The sequence below is a fragment of the Caulobacter sp. UC70_42 genome (assembly GCF_044056025.1).
Classification (GTDB): domain Bacteria; phylum Pseudomonadota; class Alphaproteobacteria; order Caulobacterales; family Caulobacteraceae; genus Caulobacter.
On record NZ_CP171994.1, the window covers coordinates 528,951 to 553,721 of the forward strand.

The window sequence follows — 24,771 nt, forward strand, 5'->3', positions numbered from 1 at the left end:
TCCATGCAGAACGACAACAAAAACACGCTGATGTTCATCGTCAGCGCGTTCGTGATCCTGATCGGGTACCAGTTCTTCATCCTGGGTCCGCAGCAGAAGCGCGCCGAGATCGAGGCGCGCGCCAAGAAGGCCGCCCAGGTCCAGGCCGCGACGCAGCCGGGCGTGACCCTGGACGCCAACGGCAATCCGGCCCCGCTGCGCCTGTCGCGCGACGCCGCCAAGGCCCAGAGCCCGCGCATCGTGGTCGACACGCCGGCCCTGTCGGGCTCGATCGCCCTGAAGGGCGGCCGCATCGACGACCTGTTCCTGCGCAAGTACGCCGAGACCACCGACAAGGGCTCGCCGCCGGTCGAGCTGTTCCGCCCCGAGGGCGCCGAGCACGCCTGGTTCGCCGATTTCGGCTGGGCCGGCGCCAACCTGCCGGGCCTGCCCGACAGCCGCACCGTCTGGACCGCCGCGCCGGGCCAGGTGCTGCGTCCCAATTCTCCCGTCACCCTGACCTATGACAACGGCATGGGCCTGACCTTCACGCGCCTGATCAGCGTGGACGACCAGGCGATGTTCACCGTCACCGACAGCGTCAAGAACAACGGGACCGCCGCCTTCCAGCTGGCCCCCTACGCCACCGTCCAGCGCCAGGGCATCACCGACCACCTGGGCAAGACCCAGATCGTCCACGAAGGCGCCATCGGCGTGCTGGGCTCGGGCAAGGACCAGAAGCTGGAACTGGCCAAGTACGGCAAGTGGAAGAAGGACAAGCCGCTCTCGACCTTCGACTCGGTCGGCGGCTGGGCCGGCATCACCGACAAGTACTGGCTGGCGGCCCTGATCCCCAACCAGGACCAGACCATCAAGGCCCAGTACCGCGTCACCCAGGCTGGCGGCACGGATATCTACGACGTCAACTTCGTCGGTCCGACCCAGGCCCTGAACCCGGGCGCGACCCTGACCCAGAAGACCCGCCTGTTCGCCGGCGCCAAGACCGTGCCGCTGCTGCGCAAGTACGAGTACGGCGCGACGCCCGCCCCGGCCATCTGGGAGTTCTGGAGCAGCGCCAAGTCGGAAATCCCGCGCTTCGACGACGCCGTCGACTGGGGCATGTTCCGCTTCTTCACGCGCCCGATCTTCAACATCCTGGAGATCTTCTACAAGCTGGTCGGCAACTTCGGCCTGGCCATCATGGCGCTGACCGTCCTGCTCAAGCTCATCCTCTATCCGATGGCGGACAAGAGCTATGAGAGCATGGCCAAGATCAAGAAGATCTCCCCCGAGGTCGAGAAGCTGAAGGCCAAGCACAAGGACGATCCTGCAAAACAGCAGCAGGAGATGATGGCCCTGTACGCCAAGGAGAAGATCAACCCCATGATGGGCTGCCTGCCCATGCTGGTGCAGATCCCGGTCTTCTACTCGCTGTACAAGGTGCTGACCGTCACCATCGAGATGCGCCACGCGCCGTTCTTCGGCTGGATCCACGACCTGTCGGCGCGCGATCCGACGACGATCTTCAACCTGTTCGGCCTGATCCCCTGGGACCCGGCCCACGCCCCGCTGATCGGCGCCTTCCTGTCGACCACCCTGCACATCGGCGTCTGGCCGCTGCTGTACGGCTTCACCATGTGGCTGACGACGGCGATGAACCCGCCGGCGGGCGACCCGATGCAACAGCGGATCTTCCAGCTGTTCCCGATCGTCTTCACCTTCACCCTGTCGCAGTTCGCCGTGGGCCTGGTGATCTACTGGTGCTGGAGCAACGTCCTGACCATCATCCAGCAGTACATCATCATGCGCCGCTACAAGGTCGAGAACCCGATCGACAAGATCATCGCCCGCTTGCAGGGCAAACCTGCTAACGCCACCTGATGAACGACGAACCCAACCTTCCCGCCGAGCTTCCGAGCGTCCTGCCGGGCGCGGCCGACTTCACGGACGAGCAGATCGAGACGGCGCGGGTGTTCTTCGCCCAGCCGGTCTCGTTCATCATGGGCGCGGTGCGCATGGACGCCATGCCCGCCGCGGATCTGCCGGAAGTGGCCTTCGCCGGCCGCTCCAACGTCGGCAAGTCCAGCCTGATCAACGGGCTGGTCGGCCAGAAGTACCTGGCCCGCGCCTCGAACGAGCCGGGCCGCACGCGGGAGATCAACTTCTTCCTGCTGGCCGAGAAGATCCGCCTGGTCGACTTGCCCGGCTACGGCTTCGCCCGCGTTTCGCGCTCGATCGCCGACAAGTTCCAGGACCTGGGCCGGGCCTATCTGCGCGGCCGTCCGAACCTGAAGCGCGTCTATGTGCTGATCGACGCCCGCCATGGCCTCAAGAAGGTCGACCTGGAGGCGCTGGACGCCCTGGATACGGCGGCGGTGTCCTACCAGATCGTGCTGACCAAGGCCGACAAGATCAAGCCGCACGAGGTCGACAAGGTCGTGGCCGAGACGCTGAAGGCGATCTCCAAGCGCGCCGCCGCCTTCCCGCGCGTGCTGGCCACCTCGTCCGAGAAAGGCCTGGGCATGCCGGAGCTGCGAGCCGAGATCGTCCGCCTCTGCATCGACGAATGAGTTGACGGGGCCGTGGAGCCATCCACAGCCTTTCGATCGCCATTAACCTCAAGCTAGGGTTCGCCGCTCAGAACCCCCGCCTTCCCGTTTCCGTAAGAAAAGTCCGCCGACCATGACCCGCCACGAACTGAAGACCTGGCCCAAGTATTTCGCCGCCGTGCGTTCGGGCCAGAAGCGCTTCGAGATCCGCCGCAACGACCGCGAGTTCAAGGTCGGCGACATCCTGGTGCTGCGCGAGTTCGATCCGGAGGACGACGCCTATACCGGCCAGACCGAAGAGCGCCAGATCACCTTCCTGCTGTCGGAAGAAGACTACGGCGTCATCCACGGCTTCGTGGCCATCGGCTTCGGCGAGGTCCCCCCGCATCCAGACGCCGCCGCCGAGGTCACCGCCGAAAGCCTGGCGACCTGGCACGAGACCGCCGCCTCCAACGCGGCCCTGCGCGCCCAGGGAGCCCGCAAGGTCTCGGAGAGCTACGCGGCGAGCAACATGGGCGTCGCGGCCGAGCGCCAAGGCGCCGTGGCCGACCTCGCCGCCGCCGAAGCGGGCTTCCACGCCGCAGCGGCGCGGATCGTCCGCAAGATCTGATCCAGCGCAGCGCGCAAGGAAAAGGCCGCCGAGGTTGCCCTCGGCGGCCTTTTCTTTTGCCCTCCCCCGGAGGGGAAGCATCCAGGGCCTACGCGGCTTCGCGAACCACGGCGGGGAACACGTCGTCCATGCGCAGATAGGTGATCAGGCGGTTTTCCATCGAGATGATGGCCTGGATGTAGCGCAGCTCTTCGACGCCGACATCGGGGGCCGGCTGCAGGCTGTCGCGCGGCACGGTGAAGGTCTCCGACACGGCGTCGACCAGGATGCCGGCCAGGCGATCCTGGCACTCGACAACCACGATCACGTGGCGGGTCTCGGGGATGGTGACGCCCAGGCCCAGGCGGTTGCGCAGGTCGATGACCGGCATGATCGCACCGCGCAGGTTGATAACGCCGCGCATATAGGCCGGCGCGTGCGGGATCGGGGTGGCCGGGGTCCAGCCGCGGATTTCACGGACCGTCTTCACGTCGATGCAGAATTCCTGCTCGCCGATGCAGAACGAGATCAATTCCAGCGCGGGCGCGGTGTTGTCGGTCATGCGATATCCCCGGGTCGAATTCAGCGGTCCCGGGGCGGCGTGTTCGACGCGCTCTCGGGCTCCCGCCTACAAGAGCCCGAAGGGCCTTTAACAACCGTTAAGGCTGAGCTCGAAGGGGCGCGCCGGATTGTCGCGCCCCCTCAAACCGAGTCCCTACGGCTCCGACAGGCCCTCGTCGCCGTCGTCCGACAGGTTGAACTCGTACCAGACGCCGTTCAGCACGCCGAAGGCGACCGCGAGACCGAGGCCGAGGATCCAGGTGAAGTACCACATGACTTTCTAGCTCCTCAGTACAGGTCGGGGTTGGTGGCGAGGGCGCCAGTGGTGCTGCGGCCCCACAGCACCTTGTAGACCCAGGCGGTGTAGATCAGGACCAGCGGCAGAAAGATCAACGTCACGATCAGCATGATGAACAGCGTCATGTGGCTGGACGAGGCGTTCCACACCGTCAGGCTGGAGCGCGGATCAAAGCTGCTGGGCAGGATGAACGGGAACATCGACAGGCCGACGGTCGCGATGATGCCGACGGCCGAAGCGGACGAGCCGCTGAACGCCGCCCAGGCCTTGTTGAACCGCAGGCCATAGAGGGCCAGGGCCGCGCCCACGAAGCCCAGAACCGGGGCGATGACCATCCAGCCATGGCGGCCATAGTTGTCGAGCCAGGCGCCCGGAGCCCGCACGGCGGCGGCGCCGCGCAGCGGGTTGGACGGACCAGCCGCGTCGGCCAAGCCCTCGATCCGGAAGCCAAGGCCGCCAAACGCCACCCAGAAGCCGCCGGCCGCGAACAGCACGATGCTGGCCAGGGCCGCGATCTCGCCGAACAGGCGGGCGCGCTCGGTGACCGGCCCTTCCTCGGCCTTGATGGTCAGCCACGCTGCGCCGTGCAGCACCAGCATCGAGACCGACAGCAGACCGCACACCAGGGCGAAGGGCGAGAACAGACCGATGAAGGCGCCCTCGTAGAAGGCCCGCAGGTCGCTATCCAGGCGGAAGGGCGCGCCTTGCAGCACATTGCCCATGGCCACGCCGAACACCAGCACCGGCACGAAGCCGCCGACGAACAAACTCCAGTCCCAGAACACCCTCCACTTCGGATTCGGCCGCTTGGAGCGATACTTGAAGCCCACCGGTCGCATGATCATCGCCGCCAGGACCACGAACATCGCCAGATAGAAACCCGAGAAGCTGATGGCGTAGACGAACGGCCAGGCCGCGAAGATCGCGCCCCCGCCCAGGATGAACCACACCTGGTTGCCTTCCCAGGTCGCGCCGACGGTGTTGATGACCATCCGGCGTTCCTGGTCGGTCTTGGCGACGAAGGGCAGCAGCGCTCCGACGCCCATGTCGAAGCCATCGGTCAAGGCGAAGCCGATCAGGAGGATCCCGACCAGGGCCCACCAGATGACGCGAAGCGTGGCGAAATCGACGGGGATATCCATGATTCAGCGCTCCTTTAAGCGACGGCCGGTTCGGCTTCGACGGATCCGTCGAGCACCGGCTCATGCGGGGCGAAGGGGCCCTTCTTGACGGTCCTGATGATCAGGCCGATCTCGACCACGGCCAGCGCGCCGTACAGAAGGGTGAAGGCCGCGATGCTGGTCAGCAGTTGCGGGACGGACAGGCTCGAGGCGCCCAGGAAGGTCGGCAGCACGCCGTCCACCGCCCAGGGCTGCCGGCCGACCTCAGCCAGCAACCAGCCAAGCTCGGTCGAGATCCACGGCAGCGGGATGGCCGCCACGGCGATGATCAGGAACCACTTGGTGTCGTGCTTGCGCAGGGTGACCAGCACGAACGCCGTGGCGAACAGAGCGATCATCAGGAAACCGATCCCGGCCATGATCCGGAAGGCCCAGAACATCACCGGCACCGGCGGCACCGTGTCCCAGGCCGCCTTGACGATCAGGTCTGGGCCGGCCTGACGCGGATCGGCGACATAGCGCTTCAGCAGGAGGGCGTAGCCCAGGTCGCGGCGGTGCTGCTCGAAGGTGGCGCGGGCGGTCATGTCCTTAGGGTTGGCCTTCAGGGCCTCGACCGCTCCGTAGGCGACGACGCCGCTCTCGATGCGATCCTGCGCCTTGGCGACCAGTTGGAAGATGCCCTCCACCGGCTTGTCGAAGCTGCGGGTGGCGATCAGGCCCAGGACATAGGGGATCTTGATCTCGGCGTGGGTCTTGCGTTCCTTAAGGTCCGGTATGCCGAAGGCCGTCAGACCGGCCGGGGCGGGCTCGGTCTCCCACATGGCTTCCAGCGCCGCCAGCTTCATCTTCTGGTTGTCGGTCAGGGCGTAGCCGCTCTCGTCGCCCAGCACGACCACCGACAGCGAGGCGGCCAGGCCGAAGGCGGCAGCGACGGTCATCGAGCGCTTGGCCACGCCCGCGTACTTGCCCTTCAGAAGATACAGCGCCGAGATACCCAGAACGAACACGGCGGCGATCACGTAGCCGGCGCTGACCGTGTGCACGAACTTGGCCTGGGCCACCGGGTTGAACAGCACGTCGCGGAAGCTGGAGACTTCCATGCGCATGGTGTCGGGATTGAAGGCCGCGCCCATCGGGTTCTGCATCCAGCCGTTGGCGACCAGGATCCACAGGGCCGACAGATTGGTGCCCAGACCGACCATGAAGGTCACGAACAGGTGGCCGACTGGCTTGAGCTTGTCCCAGCCGAAGAACATCAGCCCGACGAAGGTGGCTTCCATGAAGAAGGCCATCAGCCCTTCGATCGCCAATGGGGCGCCGAAGATGTCGCCGACATAGTGCGAGTAGTAGGACCAGTTCATGCCGAACTGGAATTCCATGGTGATGCCGGTGGCCACGCCGAGCACGAAATTGATGCCGAACAGCGCGCCCCAGAAGCGGGTGGTGGTCCGCCAGATCGGCCGTTTGGTCATCACATAGATGCTCTCCATGATGACCAGCATGATGCTGAGCCCCAACGTCAGGGGCACGAACAGAAAATGGTACAAGGCGGTCAGCGCGAACTGCAGTCGCGATAGATCAATGACGGCGGGGTCCATGGACAGCTCCCAAACGAACGGCCGATGATCACGCCGTTCGAGGACTTTCCCCTAGACCGCCGCGACCGTCCGGTCCTTGATCGGGATCAAGGCTCGCGGACCAAACGAGCCTACACTCAACCCATGGGCGCCGACATAGTGCAGATTGATGGTTCCGTTGAACCCGGGACGTGGCTCAAGCAGGCCAGCCGGCGCGGTGGGTCCGCCATGGGCCGCGCGCGGCTGTTCGTGCTGCTGGACGGCGTGGCCGCGATCGGCTTCGCGGCGGGCCTGGCGTTTGGCGTCGACGCCGTGGCCAGCGGGCGTGGGCCGCTGACCTTGGGCCTTTGCCTGTTCGCGATCATCCTGGCCGGCGGCCTGCGAGGCTGGCTGGCCCGCGCGGCGAGCGAAGCGGGGGCGCGCGCCGCCGCCCAGGCCAAGGCCGCCGCCCGCGCCGACCTGGCGCGTTCCGTGTTCGCTGGCCCGCGTCGCCCGACGGGTCAGGCCGTCACCGCCTTGGTCGAGGGCGTGGAGGCTCTGGACGGCCACTTCGCCCGCTTCCTGCCCGCGCGACTTTCCGCCGCGGTCCTGCCGCTGATGATGATCGCCGTGGCCGCGATCGCCAGCCCGATCTGCGCCGGCATTCTGCTGGCCACGCTCATTCCCTTCATCGCCGCCATGATCCTGGCCGGCACGGCCGCCGCCGCCGAGAGCCGAGCCCAATTCCTGGCCCTGGAGCGCCTCTCGGGCCTCTTCCTGGACCGCGTCCGCGCCCTGCCCGTGGTGCTGGCCTTCCAGGCCGAGGGGACGACCGCCGCCGCCCTGCGCCGATCGGCTTCCGAGCTGGCCGAGCGCACCATCCGCGTGCTGCGCGTGGCCTTCATCTCCTCGGCGGCGCTGGAGTTCTTCGCGGCCCTGTCGGTGGCGCTGGTGGCGGTCTATTGCGGCTTCAACCTGCTGCGCCTGCTGCCGTTCCCGGTCCCCGAGACCCTGGATCTGAAGCGCGCCTTCTTCGTCCTGGCCCTGGCGCCGGAGATCTACGCCCCGATGCGCCGCCTGGCCGCCGCCTATCACGACCGCCAGGCCGCCGAGGCAGCCTCGGCCAGTCTCGCGACCTTCGAAAGGCCCGCGGAGAAACCCGTCGCGACGCCGCTGGCCCAGGCCCCGACCATCCGCTTCGAGGGCGTCACGGTCCGCTATCCCGACGCCGACGCGCCGGCGCTGGACGGCTTCGACCTCGTGGCCCAGGCCGGAACCATCACCGCCCTGGTCGGCCCCAGCGGCGCGGGCAAGAGCTCGCTGCTGAACCTGCTGCTGGAGCTCGCGCCCCTGACCGGCGGGAAAATCCTGATCGACGGCGCGCCCCCCCGCGCCGCCGACATCGCCTGGGCCGGCCAGTCGCCGCTGATCCTGCCCGCCTCGATCGCCGACAACATCGCCCTGTCGCGCCGCGACGCGACCCGCGCCGACATCGAGGCGGCGGCGAAAGCCGTCGGCCTGATCCTGACCGGCCCGGCGGCCTCGACTTCATGCTCGACGAGCGCGGCAGCGGTCTGTCCGGCGGCGAGCGGCGGCGGCTGTCCCTGGCCCGCGCCCTGCTCAAGCCCGCCCCGATCCTGCTGCTGGACGAGCCGACGGCCAATCTCGACGCGCTCGCCGAAGAGGGGATGCTGGCCGCCATCCGCGCGGCCGCCAAGGGCCGCACGACCCTGATCGCCACCCACTCCGAGGCCGTCGCCGCCCTCGCCGACCAAGTGATCCGCCTGTGACCAGCCCCCTCGAACGACCTGATCCGCGCCCAGAAGCGCCAGCGCGCCGGCGCCCTGCGGCTGGCGATCGCCAGCGCCGTGGTCGTGGGCGGAGCCTCGACGATCCTGCTGGGCCTGTCCGGCTGGTTCATCGTCGCCAGCGCCGCCGCCGGCCTGGCGGGCGTGGCCGCCGCCCATGCCTTCAACGTGCTGATCCCCAGCGCGATGATCAGGCTGCTAGCCATCCTGCGCACCGCCGCCCGCTATGGCGAACGCCTGAGCGGTCACGCCGCCGCCCTGCGCGCCCTGGCCGCCATCCGCCCGGCAGTGTTCGAGAGCCTGGCCGCCGCCCCCCCGTCCCAATCGCTGACCCTGTCGCGCGGCGAGGCCTCCGCCCGCCTGGTTCAGGACGTCGACGCCATCGAGACGCGCTTCGTCCGTCTCTCCGCTCCCTGGAGCGCGGTCGCCGGCCTGGGCTCTGGCCTGGTGATGGCCGCCCTGGCGGGCTGGCTCCCGGCCCTCGTGATCCTGCTGGCCGCCGGCGCCGCGATCCTGATCGCCCGCGCCGTGGCCAGGCGCTTTTCCACGCCCGCCCGCGCCGCGGTTCAAACCAGGGTCGGAGCCCTGAAGGAGACCACCGCCGCCCTCGTCGCCGCTTCGGCCGAGCTGCGCGCCTACGGGTTGGACGCCTGGGCCGGCGAGACGCTGAACGCCAGGGCCGCCCAGCTCGACGCCGCGCGGCTGGCCGCCGCCCGCGCCCAGGGCCTGATCCTGATGAGCCAAGCCACGTTGCTGGGCGTCGCGGTCGCCGCCGCCGTCGTCAGCGCCGCCCCGGCCGGCGCGCCTTTGGCCGCCCTGGCGGGCCTGGCCGCCGCCATGAGCGTCGACGCCCTGGCCGGCCTGGCCCACGCCTTCGACCAGGACGGCGCGGCGCGGGAGGCTCGCGACCGGTTGGACATGATCCTGCGGCATCGCCCTCAGGCGATCGCGCCGAGACCGGAGACGCCGCCCAGCGTGACGATCCTCGGCCAGACCCTGCGTCCCGGCGAACGTCTGGCCGTCGTCGGCCCGTCCGGCTGCGGCAAGACCAGCGCCGTCGAGGCCTTGCTGGGCCTGCGCGGCCAAGCCGCCCTCCCCCGCTCGACCTTCGCCTGGCTGCCGCAGGACGCCGGCCTGATCGCCGGCACCGTGCGCGACAACCTCCGCCTGGCCGCGCCCAAGGCGACCGACGCCCAGCTCTGGGACGTCCTGGAAGCCGCCGCCCTGGCCGATCGCATCCGCGCCGCGCCTCAAGGCCTGGCCGCCTATCTCGGTGACGACGGCGAGCGCCTGTCCGGCGGCGAGCGCCGACGCCTGGCCCTGGCGCGGGCCTATCTGCGGGATGCGCCGTGGCTGCTGCTGGACGAGCCCACCGAGGGCCTCGACGCGGCGACCGAGATGCTGGTGGTGGACCGGCTTCGAGAGCGCCTGGACCGCACCGGCCAGGGCCTGGTGCTGGTCAGCCACCGCGCGGCGCCGACGGCGGTCTGCGGACGGCGGGTGGAGATGGGCGCGAACGCTCCAAACGCGAAAAAGCTCGCCATCCCAGCCGAGGCGTAGCGCGGAGCCGGGATGGCGAGCCTTTGGGAAGCTCCGAGCGCCGAAGGCTCCTACTTCATGTTCACCCGGATATAGGTCACGAACAGCACCACGGCGAACGCCGAGAACGCCGCGATCACCAGACCCAGATACGCCATTTGTCCGTCCGACATTCGAACGCTCCTGTTGTTTGGAACATCTAGCCTCGGACCTACGCAATGACCGCGCCTTGACCTGGCTCAAACCCGTCCGGCTATAAGGACCTCAAGACTGGGAACACCGATGAAGCCAGCCCGAGGCCTGTCCTCGACGCTCTATAGCGATCCGCACCCCACCGCCTATCTGGCCGCCTTCGCCGCGGTGATGGCGACGGCGGTCGCGCGCCTGTATCTACCGGCGGCGTTCACCGCCCCCTCGTCGTTCCTGCTGTTCGTGCCGGCGGTTCTGGTCAGCGCCGCGCTCGGCGGCCTGGGCCCCGGCGCCTTCGCCACCACCTTCGCCTGGGCCAGCGTCTGGTGGGTGACGCGCGACATCCCGTTCAACCTGGTCAGCGGCCTGTGCGCGGCGATCTTCCTGTCGGTCGGTTTCGGCATGGCCGTCGGGGGCGGTTGGTTCCACGCCGCGCGGCGGCGGGAGGCGGCGGTCAACGACCACCTTCGCTCGATCCTCGAACACCGTGCCGGACGGAGTGGTGGTCATCGACCGCGACGGCCTGATGACCTCGTTCAGTCCCGCCGCCGAGCGGATGTTCGGCTGGACCGCCTCGGAGGTTCTGGGCAAGAATGTCAGCCTGCTGATGCCCGAGCCGCACGCGGCCGCACACGACGACTACATCCAGCGCTACCACCGCACCGGCGACAAGCGGATCATCGGCGTCGGCCGCGTCGTGGTCGGCCAGCGCAAGGACGGCTCGACCTTCCCGATGGAGCTGGCGGTCGGCGAGACCAAGGGACCGATGCCTTCCTATACCGGCTTCATCCGCGACCTGACCCAGAGCCAGGAGACCGAGACCCGCCTGCAGGAGCTGCAGAACGAGCTGGTCCACGTCTCGCGCCTGACGGCCATGGGCGAGATGGCCTCGACCCTGGCCCACGAGCTGAATCAGCCGCTGTCGGCCATCGCAAACCTCCTGACCGGCTCGCGCCGCCTGATCGACCGGGGCCGCGAGGCCGACCAGGCCAAGGTCCGCGACGCCATCGACCGGGCCGCCGCCCAGGCGCTGCGGGCCGGCGAGGTCATCCACCGCATGCGCGACTTCGTCCGCCGCGGGGCCAGCGAGCGGGCCGACGAGAGCCTGTCCAAGCTGATCGAGGAGGCTTCGGCCCTGGCCCTGATCGGCGAGCGCGACCGGCAGGTCGATGTGCGTCTCTCCCTGGATCCGGCCGCAGACGCCGTCTATGCCGACCGGGTCCAGGTGCAGCAGGTGTTGCTGAACCTTATCCGCAACGGCATCGACGCCATGCAGGAGAGCGGGGCGCGACGGAAGGCGCTCACCATCACCAGCGCCGTGACCGACCAGGGCTGGTCACAGGTCAGCGTCGCCGACACCGGCCCCGGCATCGCGCCCGAGGTGCTGGAGCGGCTGTTCCAGCCGTTCATGACCACCAAGCCGCAGGGCATGGGGGTGGGCCTGTCGATCTCGCGTTCGATCATCGAAGCCCATGGCGGCCGCATCTGGGCCGAGGCCAATCCCGGCGGCGGGGCGCTGTTCCGCTTCATCCTGCCGCCCGCCGATCATAAGAAGGAACCCGTCGATGAGTGACGCTCCCCAGGCGACCCCGACCGCCGTCGTGCATGTGGTCGACGACGACGAGAGCGCCCGCGAGTCGCTGGCCTTCCTGCTGGAGTCCGCCGACTTCGAGGTCGTCGCCTACGCCAGCGCCCCGGCGTTCCTCGAGGCCCTGCCGGACGCCAAGCCGGGCGTGGTGATCACCGACGTGCGCATGCCCGAGATGAGCGGCCAGGAGCTGGTCGCGCGCCTGGCGGCCCTGAAGGTCAAGATGCCGATCGTGATGATCACCGGCCACGGCGACATCCCGATGGCCGTCGAAGCCATGCGCTCGGGCGTCGTGGACTTCATCGAGAAGCCGTTCTCGGACGCTCGCATGCTGGACGCGCTCGGACGCGCCATCAAGGCCGCCGAGGCCGCTCCGGTGACCGACGACCAGGCCGCCATCCTGCATCGCCTTGAGACCCTGTCCGAACGCGAGCGCCAGGTGCTGGACGGCGTCGTCGCCGGCCACGCCAACAAGGTCATCGCCCGCGAACTGGGCATCAGCCCGCGCACGGTCGAGATCTACCGCGCCAAGCTGATGACCAAGATGCAGGCCGACAACCTGGCGGCGCTGGTGCGGATGACGCTGTCGGTGCGTGGGGGCGCGTGAACCTCCCCCTCAACTCTCCGATTCTCGTCATCCCGGAAGCCTCGCGGAGGCTGTCCGGGACCGAGGGGCTGCGCACACGACGCTTCGTCATCCCCTGGGTCCCGACTCCAAGCTTCGCTATGGCCGGGCTGACAGGCTTTTGCTGGCTTTGAGCACCTCGCTCAGTCTCACGCTCAACGCATCCCCCAGCAGGGGCTTCTCCACCAGCGACACGCCCCGCACGCCCCGCCGCAGCAGCCGCTCGGCGTCGCCCGTCAGCACGATCGTCGGGCTCTCCCCCACCGCCGGCCAGTCCTCCCGATCATCGTCGATGACCACCGCCGCGGCCGGTCTCCCATCCGGCCGCGTCCCTACCGCATAGCCCTCGGTCTCCAGCGAGAAGCGCAACGCCTCGCGCAGGGGCTCGTCCTCGACGAGCAGCAGAATGAGGGGGCGATCCGACATGAAGCCATCTTGCCTGGACACCCGTCCACATGGGTTGATCCGCCTCAAACACGCCACCCGCATACCCGCGTAAGGGTGTTTCCTTAGGCGCGGCTCCCGAATATCGCGACGGTGGGAATAGGCGCATGACCCTATCAACTGAAGGGTCTTTCCATGCTGTCTCCGCTTCGCATCGACACTGCTCCTGGCGTCCTCGACTCCGTGTTGGCCATTCCGGGCGCCTGCCCGCGCTTCTCGCGCGACGAGGAGATTTTCGGCGAGGGCGAGGCCGCCGACTATGTCTATCAGGTGGTCACCGGCGCGGTTCGGACCTACCGCATCCTGCGCGACGGCCGCCGCCAGATCGACGACTTCCACTTCGCCGGCGAGTATTTCGGCCTGGAGATGGGCGACACCCACCGCATCACGGCCGAGGCCCTGACCGACGCCAGCATCCGGATGATCCGGCGCGGAGCGCTCAGCGATCTGGCCGCCACGCGCAGCGACGCCGCCCGAGCCCTGTTCCGCCTTACCGGCGAGGTCCTGCAGCGCACCCAGGATCACGTGCTGATGTTGGGCCGTCGCTCCGCCCAGGAGCGGGTCGTCGGCCTGCTGCTGGACATCGCCGAACGCACCCACGCCCGCGCCGAGCTGAACGTGCCGATGGGCCGCCAGGACATGGCCGACTATCTGGGTCTGACGATCGAGACGGTGTCGCGGACCCTGACGGCCTTGCAGGACGAGGGACTGATCGCCCTGCCCAGCGTGCGGTGCGTGGTGCTGCAAGATCGTCGGGCGCTGGAGCGGATGGTCGACTGATCCAAATCCGCCCAGGCAAGGCCTTCGTCTGACGGTCAGACCCCGCCCTCGTCCGTCCGCTCCAGCCCCGCGATCGTGGCCTCTTCCCGCGCGCCGCCCTTGTCCACCTCGCGCAGGGTCGCCTCGCGCAGGGCGTAGACGACCAGCGCCGCCAGGATGGCCGCGTTCAGGATGAACGGCCCCCCAGCCGATGCGCTCGTACAGCAGCACGAACAGGGGCGCGACCACGACATTGAGGCCGTTGATGGCGGCGATGGCGCCGGCCGCTCCGGCCTGATCCTTGGCCTCGACCGAGAGCGAGGCGCCGGCCGTGAAGCCCGGGCGCGCGAAGCCGTAGCCCAGGCTGGCGATGGCGTAGCCGATGGCGACGGCGGCGTAGTCCGGCGCGAAGGCGACGACGATATTGCCGATCGCCGCGCAGCCCACGCCCCAGCGCATCAGGTCGCGCGGCCCCATGCGGAACATGCGGATCAGGCCCCACTGGGCCAGCAGGGCCGCCACCGCGCCGGCGGCCATGGCCAGGGTGATGAAGCCCTGCGCCTTGACCGGCGGAAGTCCCAGCTTGTCGATGATCAGAAAACCCAGGGTCTGGGTCTGGGCCGTCTGGCAGGCGGCCACGAGAAAGCCGAAGATCAGGAAGGGCTTCAGGCGCGGATCGCGCCACAGGGCCGCGCTCTCGCCGCGCCAGGGCACGCCGAGACGTCGGCGGGGCGGGGTCTCGCCGCGTCCAGGCTTGAAGGTCTCCGGCAGGCCGCGCTGGACCACGACCAGCATCACCGCCGCCAGCAGCGCGAAGGCGAACATCGGTCCGGCCAGGCCGACGCCCGGCAGCACGAACAGCGGGGCCAGCAGCGGGCCGACCACCGTGCCCAGGCCGAAGGCCCCGGCCAGGGTGGCCATGGTCTGGGTGCGCTCCTCGCGGCTGGTGCGCTCGGCCATATAGGCCTGGGTGGCCGGATTGGCCGCCGAGCCGAAGGTCCCGAACAGCGCCCGGCACAGCAGGAAGGCGACGAAGATCACCAGCGGCGGGGCGAGGTGATGCAGGCCGGCCGACACCACCAGGGCGCACAGCAGCATCGACACGCAGAAGCCGCCCAGGCCCAGCAGGATCAGCGGCTTGCGCCCGCGCAGGTCCGACTGCCGGGCCCACAGCGGCGAGGTGATCGCCCACAGCACCGCCGAGAGGGAGAAGATGGCCGCGACCATGGCGTCGGGAATGCCGATCTGGCGGCCGATGGCCGGCAGCACCGACAGCATGCCGTTGTTCCCCATGGCGGTCGCCACCGACACGCCAAAGAGGATCGCGAACGGCGCCCGGTTGGCCCGGGCCTCTTTGGACTCCCCAGTCATCAAACAACTGTTAGGCCGCCTCCGGTTCCGATGGAAGCGCCAGAACGGCGATGTCCGATTTTTAGGTCGTAGCGTGGCGCGCGCCGGCAAGCTTCAAGCACGATGTATCGCACGTCATGGGCCAGGAGCGCCGGCGCGAAAACGTTGGCTTAATCATTAACCCCGATGATGCGGCTTCATTCTCGGGGTCGGTCTAGCCACCATGTTCCAGATCATCGGCATCGTCATGCTCTTCGGCATGGTGTTCGGCAGTTACCTGATGGGTGGCGGCAAGCTGGACGTCATCATCGAGGCCGCCCCTCACGAGCTGATGGCCATTCTCGGCGCCGCCGTCGCCGCCTTCCTGATCTCCAACTCGATGGTCGTCATCAAGGGCACGGCCGGCGGCTTCGGCAAGATCTTCAAAGGCCCCAAGTGGAAGCCGTCCGACTATCGCGACCTGCTGTCCCTGCTGTTCCTGCTGACCAAGACGATGAAGTCCAAGGGCGTCATCGCCCTGGAAAGCCACATCGAAAAGCCGCACGAGAGCACGATCTTCGCCCGCTACCCGAAGATCACCCACGACCACTTCGCCGTCGACTTCATCTGCGACACCCTGCGGATGATGACCATGAACCTGGAGGATCCCCACCAGGTCGAGGACGCGATGGAAAAGCAGCTCGAAAAGCACCACCACGAGGCGCTCGAGCCGGCCCACGCCCTGCAGAGCATGGCCGACGCCCTCCCCGCCCTGGGCATCGTCGCCGCCGTGCTGGGCGTCATCAAGACCATGGGCTCGATCACCGAACCGCCGGCCGTCCTGGGCGGCATGATCGGCGGCGCCCTCGTCGGCACCTTCCTCGGCGTGTTCATCGCCTATGGCATCGTCGGCCCGATGGCCACGCGCCTGCAGGCCGTCGTCAACGAGGACGGAGCCTTCTACAAGATCATCCAGGCCGTTCTGGTCGCCCACCTGCACGGCAACGCCGCCCAGATCTCGGTCGAGATCGGCCGCGGCAACGTGCCCTCGCCCGCCCAGCCCAGCTTCGCCGAGCTGGAAGAGGCGCTGTCGCAGATCCCGAACGAATAGCCGCTTCCGAGGGCCACTCCCGAGCCTGAGGTTAGCGCCTCGTAACTTGCGCCCGCTTTCGAACCGGTATTCCTTCAGCGCAAAGTCGTCGTCGACAAGGCGACGGCGTCCGCCGCTAGGGGAAATCCGCATGAACACCACGATGCTTCGCAAACTCCTGATCGCCGGCGTGGCCGTCTCGGCCCTGTCGCTGGCCGCGTGCGGCAAGCATGAGGAAGCCGAGGGCGACAGCGCAGCCGCCAAGGCCGCCGCCGCCGACGCCAGCACCGTGACCGACGCCGCCTCGGCCAAGGACCAGGCCGCCGCCGACGCCAACAAGGCCGCCGCTGACGCGGCCGCGGCGCCGGCCGATCCGGCCGACACGGCGGCGGACGCCGCCGCCACGGGCGCCACCTCGACGCCGTCCGCGACCTCGGCCACCGCCGCGGCGGACGCCGCCACCGCCGCCAAGCCGGAAGAGAAGAAGGCCGGGCACTAGGCGCGCCCCATTCTTGGGAAATCCAGAAGGGCCGCTCCGCTGGGGCGGCCCTTTTCGTTGACGCCCGCCGCCCCGCGGCGCTCTAGCAGGCCGATGGATCCCACCGCGTCTTCCAGTCCCGCAGGCTCGCCGCTGATCTGGCGCGAGGACGGCCTGCCGCAGTCCAGCCTTTACGGCGACGTCTACTTCTCCAGCGTCGACGGCCTGGCCGAAACGCGGGCCGTGTTCCTGGCCGGCTGCGGCCTACCAGAGCGGTTCGGGCGGCAACCAGACTTCACGGTCGGCGAGCTTGGATTCGGCTCTGGCCTGAACATCGCCGCCCTGCTCGACCTCTGGCGGCGCGAGAAACAAGGAGCCGGCCGCCTGCATATCTTCTCGGTCGAGGCCCATCCGTTGGCGCGCGACGAGGCCGCCCGGATTCTCGCCCACTGGCCCGAGCTGGGCGCGGCGGCCCAGGTGCTGCTGGACCACTGGCCGGGTCGCGCGCGTGGCTTCCACCGCGTGGACCTGCCCGGCTTCGACGCCACCCTGGACCTCGCGGTCATGGACGTGATCCCGGCGCTGGAAGCCTGGGACGGCGCGGCCGACGCCTGGTTCCTGGACGGCTTTTCCCCCGCGCTGAACCCGGCCATGTGGCGCGAGGAGGTGCTGACCGCCGTCGCCAGCCGCTCGGCGTCGGGCGCCCGCGCGGCGACCTTCACCGTGGCCGGCGCCGTACGGCGCGGCCTGCAAGCCGCCGGCTTCGAGATCGCCAAGCGCCCCGGCTTCGGCCGCAAGCGGGAGCGGCTGGAGGCCTGGCTGCCCCCCTTGAGCGAAATGGGCGAGCATGAGCCCGCGCCGCGGCCCCAGACCCTGGCGATCATCGGCAGTGGTATCGCCGGCGCGTCGCTGGCGCGCGCGGCCCGCGCCGAAGGCCTCGCCGTCACCGTCGTCGACGATCCGGACCGCGTCGCCGCCTCGGGCAACCCCGCCGCCCTGGTCACCCCCGCGCTCGACGCCGGCGGCGGACCGCGCGCGGCGCTCTACGCCCAGGCCCTCGCCCGCGCGGCGGCCCTGTACGACGCCGAGCCCGGGGCGATCATCGCCCGCGAGGTGCTGCAGCTGCCCGCCAGCCCGCGCGATCCGGCCCGCTTCGCCACCGTCGCCGACCAGGACCTGTTCGAGCCGGGGGCCATGCTCATGCGCGGCGACGCCCTGGCCATGACCCGCGCCCTGGTCATCGAGCCCGCCGTCGTCACCCGCGCCTGGAGCGGCGAGATTCTCCGCCGCCGCGTCGCCCGCCTGGAGCGCGACGGGTCGGAACAGGATGGGGTCTGGCGCCTGCTGGACGAAGCCGGCGACCTGATCGTGGCCGCCGACCGCGTGGCCGTGGCCGGCGGCGCCGCGAGCGCTGACCTTCTCCCCCAGATCTCCCTGAAGCCCGTGCGCGGCCAGGCCAGCTGGACCGCCGGCGAGACGACCTCGGCGACGGCCTTCGGCGGCTATGCCGTGCCGACCCGTGACGGCGTCCTGTTCGGCGCGCACCCACGACCGCGACCAGACCGCCGTCGACATCCGTCCCGAGGACCACGCCCGCAACCTCGACACCCTGGCCAAGGGTCTGCCGGACCTGGCCGAGCGCCTGGCGGGCAAGACCTTCGAAGGCCGCGCGGCGGTGCGCGCCACGACGCCGGACCGTCTGCCGCTGGCGGGGATCCGCGACGATGGCCTGCTCGTTCTGACCGGGCTGGGCTCGCGCGGCTTCTGCCTGGCCCCGCTGCTGGCCGAGCACCTGGTCGCCAAGTTGCTGGGCCATCCCTCGCCCTTGCCGCGCCAATTGTCGCACCTGACCGAGTCTGGCCGTTTCGACTCGCCTGACACGGGTATCGGCGTATAATCGAACACGGTTATCGGAGCGCGACGGACCCTTTGCCGCCAGCGCTTCCTACCCGTTCAAATCTACCGATGAGGCTGGCGCCCCCTTCTTGCCGGCCCCATTACGGCGGTCCTTCGCCCTCTTGGTCCGCCGGATCGGACGCTCCCGACGCCCCATCGGGAGCGTCTTTCCGTTTTTGCCCCGCCAAAGAAAAAGGGGCCGGCCTCGCGGCCAGCCCCCAATTCCGTCGATCGAGACTTCCTTATTGGAAGTTGATCGAGACCGTCGAACGGCGGTTCAGCGGTTCCTTGACGCCATCGCCGGTCGCGACGGCCGGAGCGCTTTCGCCCTTCCAGTCGACAGCCACGGCCGTGGCGTTCAGGCCCTGGCTGACCAGGCCATCGGCGACGGCCTTGGCGCGGCGTTCCGAGAGCTTCTGGTTGTAGCGGTCCGAACCCGAGGTGTCGGTGTGACCCGTCACCACGACCTTGGTCGCGTTGCCGCCCTTGGCGTATTCGGCGGCCTGCTGGACCACCGCCTGGGCTTCCGGCGTCAGCACGTACTGATCGAACGGGAAGTAGACCACGAACTCGCGCGCTTCATAGGCCGGAGCGGCCGGCATCGGCGGCGGGGGCGGAGGAGGCGGCGGGGGCGGGGGCGGCGGGGGCGGCGGGGGCGGAGGCGGGGGCGGCGGGGGCGGCGGCGACCCGAAGGTGTAGCGCAGACCCAGGGTCACCGAAGCGTCCTTGTACTTGCCAGAGAAGGTGCCGACGTCCGTGATCGAACCACCGGCCGGGCCGGTGTTCTGGGTCACCGAGCCCCACTTGAGGTTCTTGGTTTCCAGATAGCGACCGGTCAGGTCCATCGACCAGTTCGGAGCGAAGTTCCAACCCACGCCCACGATGCCTTGATAGGCGAAGGCCTGGTCGACGTCGTCGAAGTTGGTGTTCTGGAAGCGAGCGCCGCCGGCCGGAACGCCCGACAGCTGGCCATAGGCCTTGTTGTGAACCCAGGCCGTACCGGCGCCGGCGCCGATATACGGGTTGAAGGTGCCGCCGGGAGCCAGGTCGAAGATGACATTGGCCATCAGGGTGGTGGCCTTCAGGCTGCCGTCGAGCTCACCGCAGTCCGGCGAGGCGGCCGAACGGCCGACGCCGGGCGTGCAGAGGCCGATCGGCTGAGCGCCGGCCAGACCGTTGCCGCGGACGCTCTTCAGGTCGCTGGGGCGATAGCCGTATTCAGCTTCCACGCGCCAGTTCGGCGAGAACTTGTAGCCCAGGCGAGCGAAGCCGGCCCAGTCCTTGTCGCCCGAGAAATTCCACTGATAGCCGTTCGAGGACGTGGCCTTGACGTCCTTCGGCTCGTGGTAGCCCACATCGCCCGCGACATAGAAGCCGCTCAGGGCGCTTTGAGCCGAAGCACCCGAGGCCGCGCCGAGCGCGACCAAGGCGACGCCGGCAAGCAACCGCATATTCATGTCTAAAAACCCTCTCTAGTCTCTGTAGTATGTCTCGAGCCCGACATGTCCCCGGGACCTCAGCACGACAAACGCGCACTTCACGGTTTTGGGTGTGGCGAAAAAGCCACAAAACGCGGTCAATTGCGAAAAACGTCGCGGACGCGCCGGCGCCCCGGCAAAGCTTAGCTTGGCCAGAGAAGTGCGCGCACATGTCGCAAGTAGCGGAGATTGCAGGAGAAATGCCCTCTCTACATACTTCCGGCGTGGGGCGAGTGGAGTATGTCCGTGAGCATTGAAACGTTTCCCGAGGCCGGCCAGGAACCCGTGATGATTACGGGCGATCAGTCCCCCGAACGCCTTCGTCAACGCCGACGCTCGCGACGGCGTCGTGGCGGGCAAGAAAAGCCTGACGGTGGCCGAGGCGGCCTCCCAGCTGCTGCGCGGCGAACCGGGTTGGGGTCCGGCCCTGCACGTCGGCGCGAGCGTGACCTATGCCTTCCGCGCCACCGCGCCGACCACCATGCCCAGCGACACCTCGGGCTTCTCGCAGTTCAACGCCGCCCAGATCATCCAGACCGAGAAGGCCCTACAGGCCTGGTCGGACGTGGCCGACATCAAGTTCGTGCGGGTCGGCGCCGGAACCACGGGCGCGACCGCCTACAGCGACGACGCCGCCATCCTGTTCGGCGACTATGGCAGCGGCGAGTCCGGCTCGGCCGCCTTCGCCTACTATCCGGGCAACGCCCAGCCCAGCAGTCGCTCGGGCGACGTCTGGATCAATTCCAGCCTCGGCTACAACAGCAACCCGAACGGCTCGAACTACGGCGGCATGGTGCTGGTCCATGAGATCGGACACGCCATCGGCCTGGCCCACCCGTCGGACTACAACGCCGACGGCGCGGCCACCGCGATCACCTACAGCGCCGACGCCGACTATTACGAGGATAGCCGTCAGTACACGGTGATGTCCTACTTCAGCGAATCCAACACCGGCGGCGCGTTCGGCGGCGCCTACGCCGCCTCGCCCTTGCTGGACGACATCGCCGCGGCCCAGCTGGCCTACGGCGCCAACAGGACCACCCGCACCGGCGACACGGTCTACGGCTTCAACTCCAACGCCGAGCGCGACTGGTTCTCGGCGACCTCGTCGTCGACCAAGCTGGTCTTCGCCGCGTGGGACGCCGGCGGGACCGACACCTTCGACTTCTCCGGCTACAAGGTCGCCCAGACGATCGACCTGCGTGAAGGCTTCTTCTCCAGCGTGGGCGGCCTGACCGGCAACGTCACCATCGCCATCGGCGCGGCCATCGAGAACGCCATCGGCGGCGCCGCGGCCGACACCATCGCCGGCAACGCGGTGGCCAACCGCATCACCGGCGGCTCGGGCAATGACGTCCTGGACGGCGGCGCGGGCCTGGACACCGCCGCCTATGCCGGCAAGTTCGCGTCCTACGCCGTCAGCGCCCTGGCCAATGGCGGCTGGCAGATCAAGGACAACGCCGGAACCGACGGCTCGGACACCGCCATCAATATCGAGAACCTGCAGTTCTCGGACCGCGCGGTCGCCCTGGTCGACAGCCGGGTGGCCTCCGCCATGGCCAGCGTCCTGCGCCTGCAGACCTTCAGCACCGGCGCAGACGCCATGACCAAGTCGATCGCCGGCGCCATGGCCTCCGGGACGAGCTACACGGACGCCATCGGCCTGGTCGTCAAGGCGACGGTGAACACCAGCGCGGTCGCCGCCCTCTCCTACCAGTTCTTCACGGGCAAGACCCCGACCGCCGCGGGCATGGACTATCTCGTCGACCCGAAACGGCGCGAACCCCAACACCCTGAACAGCGCCTACTACCAGTCGTTCGACACGGTGAACCGCTTCATCAACTTCGCTGTCAATCTGGGCAAGAACGGCGAAAGGCGCCGCGACCTTCACGGCCACCTACGGGTCCCTGACCCTCTTCGACGCCACCAAGAAAGCCTATGCGACCATCTTCGGCGCGGCGCCCACCGACCAAAAGGTCCATGACCTGCTGGACACCACCGTCGTGGTCGGCGGCTGGACCATGACCCGCGCCAGCTACATGGCCTACTACGGTCAGGACGGCGCCAACGGTCAGGGGACCAAGGCCGCCATGGTCGGCTGGCTGCTGGCCGCGGCGAGACCGAGCACGTCGGCGTCTACGCCAAGTCGGCCGACGCCTTCTTCGCCGACCAGGTGACGCACAATGTCTATGGCGTCGACCTGATCGGGATCTACGCCAAGCCGGAATACAATCTGATCTGAGGTCAGCACCTCCCGTCACGCCCCACGGCGGGGGGCGGGCGGCGGGCTTCGGGCTTCGGGCTCGCCGCCGTTTTCGCATCTCATGAATCCGAAAGCGGCCCCGGCGCGTTTCTCCTGCCCGAGGAGACCATCATGACCTTCACCGCCCGCGCCCTGCATCTGCATGGCCACCAAGCCCGCTCGATCGACGAGACCAGCCCCGAAGCGGCGGCGGTCGCCTATGTCGAGGACTTCGCCCACGACGTCGACAGCGACGAGCTGGCGATCCTCGTGCGCGACGAGGACACCGGGCGCGAGCAGTGCTTCCGCGTCGACCTGGCGACCGGCGAGACCGAGCCCTGCGCCAGCGCCTGAGCGCAAGAAAAGCGGTTTCCTTCAAGCCGCCGCGGCCGCGCCGTGGTGCAACGCTTTCGACACCCCCTGACCTCGTCCAACACCCCACTGGAGACACCGACATGAAGATCGTCAGAAGCGGCTCGGCCGCCTGGAGCGGCGGCATCAAGGACGGCAAGGGCTCGATCTCGACCGAGAGCGGCGCCCTGCAGGACTATCCCTACGGCTTCGCCAGCCGTTTCGAGGGCCAGCCCGGCTCCAATCCCGAAGAACTGATCGCCGCCGCCCACTCGGCCTGCTTCACCATGGCCCTGTCGCTGATCCTGGGCGAGGCGGGCCTCAAGGCCGACCGCATGGACACCTCCTGCAAGGTCACCCTGGAACAGGTCGAGGGCGGCTACGCCATCACCGCCTCGCACCTGACCCTGAAGGCCAGCATCCCCGGCGCCAATCAGGCCCAGTTCGAGGAACTGGCCGCCAAGGCCAAGGCTGGCTGCCCGGTCTCCAAACTGCTCAAGGCCGAGATCACCCTCGACGCCAGCCTGACCGAATAGGATCCTGCCCGGTGTCGCGCTCCCTCCCCGTTTCAGGCTGGGCGCGACGCCGGGAGATCGCGCCGTGAGCCGTTACAGCTTCCTGGACCTGGCCAGCTCGCCCAGCGTGCGCGCGGCCCAGGCCGAGATGGGCGTCGACCAGTTGTGGACGCCCGGCGCGGTCGATCGCGTCTCCGAGGCCTTTACGCCCAACGAGGTCGCCTTCATCGCCGAGCGCGACAGCTTCTACATGGCCAGCGTCTCGGAGACCGGCTGGCCCTATGTCCAGCACCGCGGCGGCCCGCCCGGCTTTCTCAAGGTGCTCGACGAGACGACCCTGGCCTTCGCCGACTACGCGGGCAATCGCCAGTACATCAGCACCGGCAACCTCGACGCCAATGACCGCTTGGCCCTGATCCTGGTCGATTATCCCCGCCGCGCCCGCCTGAAGATTCTGGCCCACGCCGAGCGCTTGGCGCTGGACGCCGAGCCCGACCTGCTGGCGCGGGTCAGCGTCCCCGGCTACCGCGCCCGGCCCGAACGGATCTTCCGCCTGCGGCTGGCCGCCTTCGACTGGAACTGCCCACAGCACATCATCCCGCGCTTCACCGAGGCCGAGATCGCCCGCGCGGTCGCGCCCCTGCGCGACCGGCTGGCCGCGCTGGAAGCGGAAAACCAGCAGCTCCGCGAGCGCCTCGGCCCCGCCTAGACGTTCCGTTTCGGAAGCTGACGAACTCGTGTCTTGGCGCCGCCGCCTCCGGCGCCGCACGTTCCGTCGTCACGAGAGGGAGCCACGATGAGCGAACGCATCTTCCGCCAGGGCGACATGCTGCTGCGCACCGGGGTGAGCCTGCCGCACCTGGGCGTCTATTCGGGCCAGGTCTACGAGGTCGAGGACTACCATCACCACGCCGAAGGCCTCTATGTGAAGGGCGTCGACGAGGGGCTGGACCCGGCCAGCTTCCAGCCGATCAGCGAGCCCATCTAGAGCATTTTCCGACGAAGCGAACGCCGGTTCGTCGCCAGAAAATGCGTTAAAACAAAGGACTAGACGTCCTTCCCGAGGTCGGCTCGCCCAAGCCCGCCGAACCGCACGACGGCCTCGGTGCGGTTGCGGGCGCCCGCCTCGCTGAGGATGGCCTGAACATGCAGCTTCACGGTCGCCAGGGAGATCCTGAGCGCGTCGGCGATCTGCTTGTTGGTCTTGCCGTTCAGCAGATGACCAAGCACCTCGCGTTGCCGCTTGGACAGCCGCTCCACCGACGGCCGCTGCCCTAACTTGCCCTTGTCGACCCAAGGGAAATACTCGCCGCCCGCGACGATGAACCGCAATATCGCATGCTGCATCTCGCGGGTGATGTGCTCTCCAATGAAGCCTTGGAAACGCTGGGCATAGGCGAGCTTGGCGAGGTCCAGGTCGCATCGAGGGGCGAACAGGACGCGATGTCGCGCCCGCAAGCTGACGACCTGCGCGAAGCTATCGATCGGGTCCGCAGTGACCGGCACGTTGAGGATAAGCAGGTCGAATATCACATCGGCGGGAAGTTGGGCGGTGTGGACGCCGACGGCAATCTCGCCTCCGATCGCTTCTGCGACCATGTTCCGCAGCATCGCCGCGCGCTCCATGTCGGAGCCTAGAATCGCCACCCTCATTGCTGACCTACGTCGATAAACTTAGTGGCGCCGCCAAATACCCATACCGCAAATAGGGAATCTATCCCGGCGCGTCACCTAGCCCTCTGGCTAGTATTTTGATGAAATTGGACCGCAAGGAATTGATCCGCCG

Annotated in this window: 20 protein-coding genes and 7 pseudogenes; 19 read left to right on the forward strand and 8 right to left on the reverse strand. The window is 68.6% G+C overall.

Annotated elements, in window-relative coordinates:
- Window positions 1-3: 3 nt before the first annotated feature.
- From yidC to ACHMW8_RS02885, 3 genes are all read left to right on the forward strand, one after another.
- The gene (gene yidC / locus ACHMW8_RS02875; protein WP_125155463.1) at window positions 4-1,860 is read left to right on the forward strand and encodes a membrane protein insertase YidC; all 1,857 of its coding nucleotides are present in this window, start codon (window positions 4-6) and stop codon (window positions 1,858-1,860) included.
- Complete coding sequence (gene yihA / locus ACHMW8_RS02880) at window positions 1,860-2,549, forward strand: ribosome biogenesis GTP-binding protein YihA/YsxC (RefSeq protein WP_125155462.1); 690 nt, start codon at window positions 1,860-1,862, stop codon at window positions 2,547-2,549. The genes yidC and yihA overlap by 1 nt, the downstream gene beginning before the upstream one ends.
- A 112-nt stretch (window positions 2,550-2,661) precedes the next feature.
- Entirely contained in the window at window positions 2,662-3,138 is a 477-nt protein-coding gene (locus ACHMW8_RS02885) for an ASCH/PUA domain-containing protein (RefSeq protein WP_125155461.1), read from the forward strand.
- 88 nt (window positions 3,139-3,226) lie between these two features.
- Here ACHMW8_RS02885 and ACHMW8_RS02890 read toward each other — a convergent pair whose 3' ends face one another.
- The 4 genes from ACHMW8_RS02890 to ACHMW8_RS02905 form a co-directional block, all read right to left on the reverse strand.
- Window positions 3,227-3,679 (reverse strand): chemotaxis protein CheW, encoded by a 453-nt coding sequence (locus ACHMW8_RS02890; protein WP_125155460.1) that lies wholly within the window; start codon window positions 3,677-3,679, stop codon window positions 3,227-3,229.
- A 153-nt stretch (window positions 3,680-3,832) separates the two neighbouring features.
- On the reverse strand, window positions 3,833-3,952 hold the full coding sequence (gene cydX, locus ACHMW8_RS02895; protein ID WP_035043223.1) for a cytochrome bd-I oxidase subunit CydX: 120 nt from the start codon (window positions 3,950-3,952) through the stop codon (window positions 3,833-3,835).
- A 14-nt stretch (window positions 3,953-3,966) separates the two neighbouring features.
- Complete coding sequence (gene cydB / locus ACHMW8_RS02900; protein ID WP_395444688.1) at window positions 3,967-5,118, reverse strand: cytochrome d ubiquinol oxidase subunit II; 1,152 nt, start codon at window positions 5,116-5,118, stop codon at window positions 3,967-3,969.
- 14 nt (window positions 5,119-5,132) lie between these two features.
- Window positions 5,133-6,695 carry a cytochrome ubiquinol oxidase subunit I gene (locus tag ACHMW8_RS02905; RefSeq protein WP_125155458.1) on the reverse strand — a complete coding sequence of 521 codons (1,563 nt, stop codon included), beginning with the start codon at window positions 6,693-6,695 and terminating at the stop codon, window positions 5,133-5,135.
- A 207-nt stretch (window positions 6,696-6,902) separates the two neighbouring features.
- On the opposite strand from ACHMW8_RS02905, the pseudogene ACHMW8_RS02910 reads away from it, so the two are divergent.
- From ACHMW8_RS02910 to fixJ, 5 genes and pseudogenes are all read left to right on the forward strand, one after another.
- Window positions 6,903-8,114 (forward strand): annotated as a pseudogene (locus ACHMW8_RS02910) (ABC transporter transmembrane domain-containing protein); the annotation flags it as partial.
- Window positions 8,115-8,203: 89 nt separating this feature from the next.
- Window positions 8,204-8,263, forward strand: a pseudogene (locus tag ACHMW8_RS02915) (hypothetical protein); the annotation flags it as partial.
- A 198-nt stretch (window positions 8,264-8,461) separates the two neighbouring features.
- Window positions 8,462-10,021 carry an amino acid ABC transporter ATP-binding/permease protein gene (locus ACHMW8_RS02920; protein ID WP_395445880.1) on the forward strand — a complete coding sequence of 520 codons (1,560 nt, stop codon included), beginning with the start codon at window positions 8,462-8,464 and terminating at the stop codon, window positions 10,019-10,021.
- Between the two features lie 261 nt (window positions 10,022-10,282).
- Window positions 10,283-11,762 (forward strand): annotated as a pseudogene (locus ACHMW8_RS02925) (PAS domain S-box protein).
- Entirely contained in the window at window positions 11,755-12,384 is a 630-nt protein-coding gene (gene fixJ / locus ACHMW8_RS02930) for a response regulator FixJ (RefSeq protein WP_125155454.1), read from the forward strand. Before ACHMW8_RS02925 ends, fixJ begins: the two are co-directional and overlap by 8 nt.
- Before the next feature lie 117 nt (window positions 12,385-12,501).
- On the opposite strand, the gene ACHMW8_RS02935 is transcribed toward fixJ, so the two are convergent.
- Complete coding sequence (locus ACHMW8_RS02935; protein ID WP_395444689.1) at window positions 12,502-12,828, reverse strand: nucleoside transporter; 327 nt, start codon at window positions 12,826-12,828, stop codon at window positions 12,502-12,504.
- 153 nt (window positions 12,829-12,981) lie between these two features.
- Here ACHMW8_RS02935 and ACHMW8_RS02940 point away from each other — a divergent pair, with 153 nt between their 5' ends.
- Window positions 12,982-13,626: a helix-turn-helix domain-containing protein gene (locus tag ACHMW8_RS02940; RefSeq protein WP_125155452.1), complete on the forward strand. Its 645-nt coding sequence runs from the start codon at window positions 12,982-12,984 to the stop codon at window positions 13,624-13,626.
- Between the two features lie 35 nt (window positions 13,627-13,661).
- Here ACHMW8_RS02940 and ACHMW8_RS02945 read toward each other — a convergent pair.
- Window positions 13,662-14,976 (reverse strand): annotated as a pseudogene (locus tag ACHMW8_RS02945) (MFS transporter).
- A 202-nt stretch (window positions 14,977-15,178) separates the two neighbouring features.
- Between ACHMW8_RS02945 and motA the strand changes: the two are divergent.
- The 3 genes and pseudogenes from motA (at window position 15,179) to mnmD (ending at window position 18,399) form a co-directional block, all read left to right on the forward strand.
- Window positions 15,179-16,045, forward strand: coding sequence for a flagellar motor stator protein MotA (motA, locus tag ACHMW8_RS02950; RefSeq protein ID WP_125155450.1), 867 nt, complete (start codon window positions 15,179-15,181; stop codon window positions 16,043-16,045).
- Between the two features lie 130 nt (window positions 16,046-16,175).
- Window positions 16,176-16,523, forward strand: a complete 348-nt coding sequence (locus ACHMW8_RS02955; RefSeq protein ID WP_125155449.1) for a hypothetical protein — start codon at window positions 16,176-16,178, stop codon at window positions 16,521-16,523.
- A gap of 93 nt (window positions 16,524-16,616) precedes the next feature.
- Window positions 16,617-18,399 (forward strand): annotated as a pseudogene (gene mnmD / locus ACHMW8_RS02960) (tRNA (5-methylaminomethyl-2-thiouridine)(34)-methyltransferase MnmD).
- A 241-nt stretch (window positions 18,400-18,640) separates the two neighbouring features.
- On the opposite strand, the gene ACHMW8_RS02965 reads toward mnmD, so the two are convergent.
- Window positions 18,641-19,855 carry an OmpA family protein gene (locus tag ACHMW8_RS02965; RefSeq protein WP_125155447.1) on the reverse strand — a complete coding sequence of 405 codons (1,215 nt, stop codon included), beginning with the start codon at window positions 19,853-19,855 and terminating at the stop codon, window positions 18,641-18,643.
- A gap of 502 nt (window positions 19,856-20,357) precedes the next feature.
- Between ACHMW8_RS02965 and ACHMW8_RS02970 the strand changes: the two are divergent.
- From ACHMW8_RS02970 to ACHMW8_RS03000, 7 genes and pseudogenes are all read left to right on the forward strand, one after another.
- Window positions 20,358-21,608: pseudogene (locus tag ACHMW8_RS02970) on the forward strand (M10 family metallopeptidase C-terminal domain-containing protein); the annotation flags it as partial.
- A 61-nt stretch (window positions 21,609-21,669) separates the two neighbouring features.
- On the forward strand, window positions 21,670-21,861 hold the full coding sequence (locus tag ACHMW8_RS02975; RefSeq protein WP_395445881.1) for a hypothetical protein: 192 nt from the start codon (window positions 21,670-21,672) through the stop codon (window positions 21,859-21,861).
- Window positions 21,785-22,119, forward strand: a pseudogene (locus ACHMW8_RS02980) (hypothetical protein). The gene ACHMW8_RS02975 and the pseudogene ACHMW8_RS02980 overlap by 77 nt, the downstream one beginning before the upstream one ends.
- 132 nt (window positions 22,120-22,251) lie before the next feature.
- Window positions 22,252-22,473 (forward strand): DUF5961 family protein, encoded by a 222-nt coding sequence (locus tag ACHMW8_RS02985; protein WP_125155445.1) that lies wholly within the window; start codon window positions 22,252-22,254, stop codon window positions 22,471-22,473.
- 101 nt (window positions 22,474-22,574) lie between these two features.
- Entirely contained in the window at window positions 22,575-23,006 is a 432-nt protein-coding gene (locus ACHMW8_RS02990) for an OsmC family protein (RefSeq protein WP_125155444.1), read from the forward strand.
- 64 nt (window positions 23,007-23,070) lie between these two features.
- The gene (locus ACHMW8_RS02995; protein WP_395444690.1) at window positions 23,071-23,694 is read left to right on the forward strand and encodes a pyridoxamine 5'-phosphate oxidase family protein; all 624 of its coding nucleotides are present in this window, start codon (window positions 23,071-23,073) and stop codon (window positions 23,692-23,694) included.
- Between the two features lie 87 nt (window positions 23,695-23,781).
- Window positions 23,782-23,973 carry a hypothetical protein gene (locus ACHMW8_RS03000; protein ID WP_125155443.1) on the forward strand — a complete coding sequence of 64 codons (192 nt, stop codon included), beginning with the start codon at window positions 23,782-23,784 and terminating at the stop codon, window positions 23,971-23,973.
- Window positions 23,974-24,032: 59 nt separating this feature from the next.
- Here ACHMW8_RS03000 and ACHMW8_RS03005 read toward each other — a convergent pair whose 3' ends face one another.
- On the reverse strand, window positions 24,033-24,596 hold the full coding sequence (locus ACHMW8_RS03005; protein ID WP_395444691.1) for a LuxR C-terminal-related transcriptional regulator: 564 nt from the start codon (window positions 24,594-24,596) through the stop codon (window positions 24,033-24,035).
- Window positions 24,597-24,771 lie beyond the last annotated feature (175 nt).

Coding starts and splice junctions, on each gene's coding strand:
- fixJ (WP_125155454.1), top strand. CDS start 11,755: ATGAGTGACGCTCCCCAGGCGACCCCGACCGCCGTCGTGCATGTGGTC.
- motA (WP_125155450.1), top strand. CDS start 15,179: ATGTTCCAGATCATCGGCATCGTCATGCTCTTCGGCATGGTGTTCGGC.
- cydX (WP_035043223.1), bottom strand. CDS start 3,952: ATGTGGTACTTCACCTGGATCCTCGGCCTCGGTCTCGCGGTCGCCTTC.
- yihA (WP_125155462.1), top strand. CDS start 1,860: ATGAACGACGAACCCAACCTTCCCGCCGAGCTTCCGAGCGTCCTGCCG.
- ACHMW8_RS02985 (WP_125155445.1), top strand. CDS start 22,252: ATGACCTTCACCGCCCGCGCCCTGCATCTGCATGGCCACCAAGCCCGC.
- ACHMW8_RS03005 (WP_395444691.1), bottom strand. CDS start 24,596: ATGCTGCGGAACATGGTCGCAGAAGCGATCGGAGGCGAGATTGCCGTC.
- ACHMW8_RS02935 (WP_395444689.1), bottom strand. CDS start 12,828: ATGTCGGATCGCCCCCTCATTCTGCTGCTCGTCGAGGACGAGCCCCTG.
- ACHMW8_RS02965 (WP_125155447.1), bottom strand. CDS start 19,855: ATGAATATGCGGTTGCTTGCCGGCGTCGCCTTGGTCGCGCTCGGCGCG.
- ACHMW8_RS02905 (WP_125155458.1), bottom strand. CDS start 6,695: ATGGACCCCGCCGTCATTGATCTATCGCGACTGCAGTTCGCGCTGACC.
- ACHMW8_RS02890 (WP_125155460.1), bottom strand. CDS start 3,679: ATGACCGACAACACCGCGCCCGCGCTGGAATTGATCTCGTTCTGCATC.
- ACHMW8_RS02885 (WP_125155461.1), top strand. CDS start 2,662: ATGACCCGCCACGAACTGAAGACCTGGCCCAAGTATTTCGCCGCCGTG.
- ACHMW8_RS02940 (WP_125155452.1), top strand. CDS start 12,982: ATGCTGTCTCCGCTTCGCATCGACACTGCTCCTGGCGTCCTCGACTCC.
- yidC (WP_125155463.1), top strand. CDS start 4: ATGCAGAACGACAACAAAAACACGCTGATGTTCATCGTCAGCGCGTTC.
- ACHMW8_RS02990 (WP_125155444.1), top strand. CDS start 22,575: ATGAAGATCGTCAGAAGCGGCTCGGCCGCCTGGAGCGGCGGCATCAAG.
- ACHMW8_RS03000 (WP_125155443.1), top strand. CDS start 23,782: ATGAGCGAACGCATCTTCCGCCAGGGCGACATGCTGCTGCGCACCGGG.
- ACHMW8_RS02955 (WP_125155449.1), top strand. CDS start 16,176: ATGAACACCACGATGCTTCGCAAACTCCTGATCGCCGGCGTGGCCGTC.
- cydB (WP_395444688.1), bottom strand. CDS start 5,118: ATGGATATCCCCGTCGATTTCGCCACGCTTCGCGTCATCTGGTGGGCC.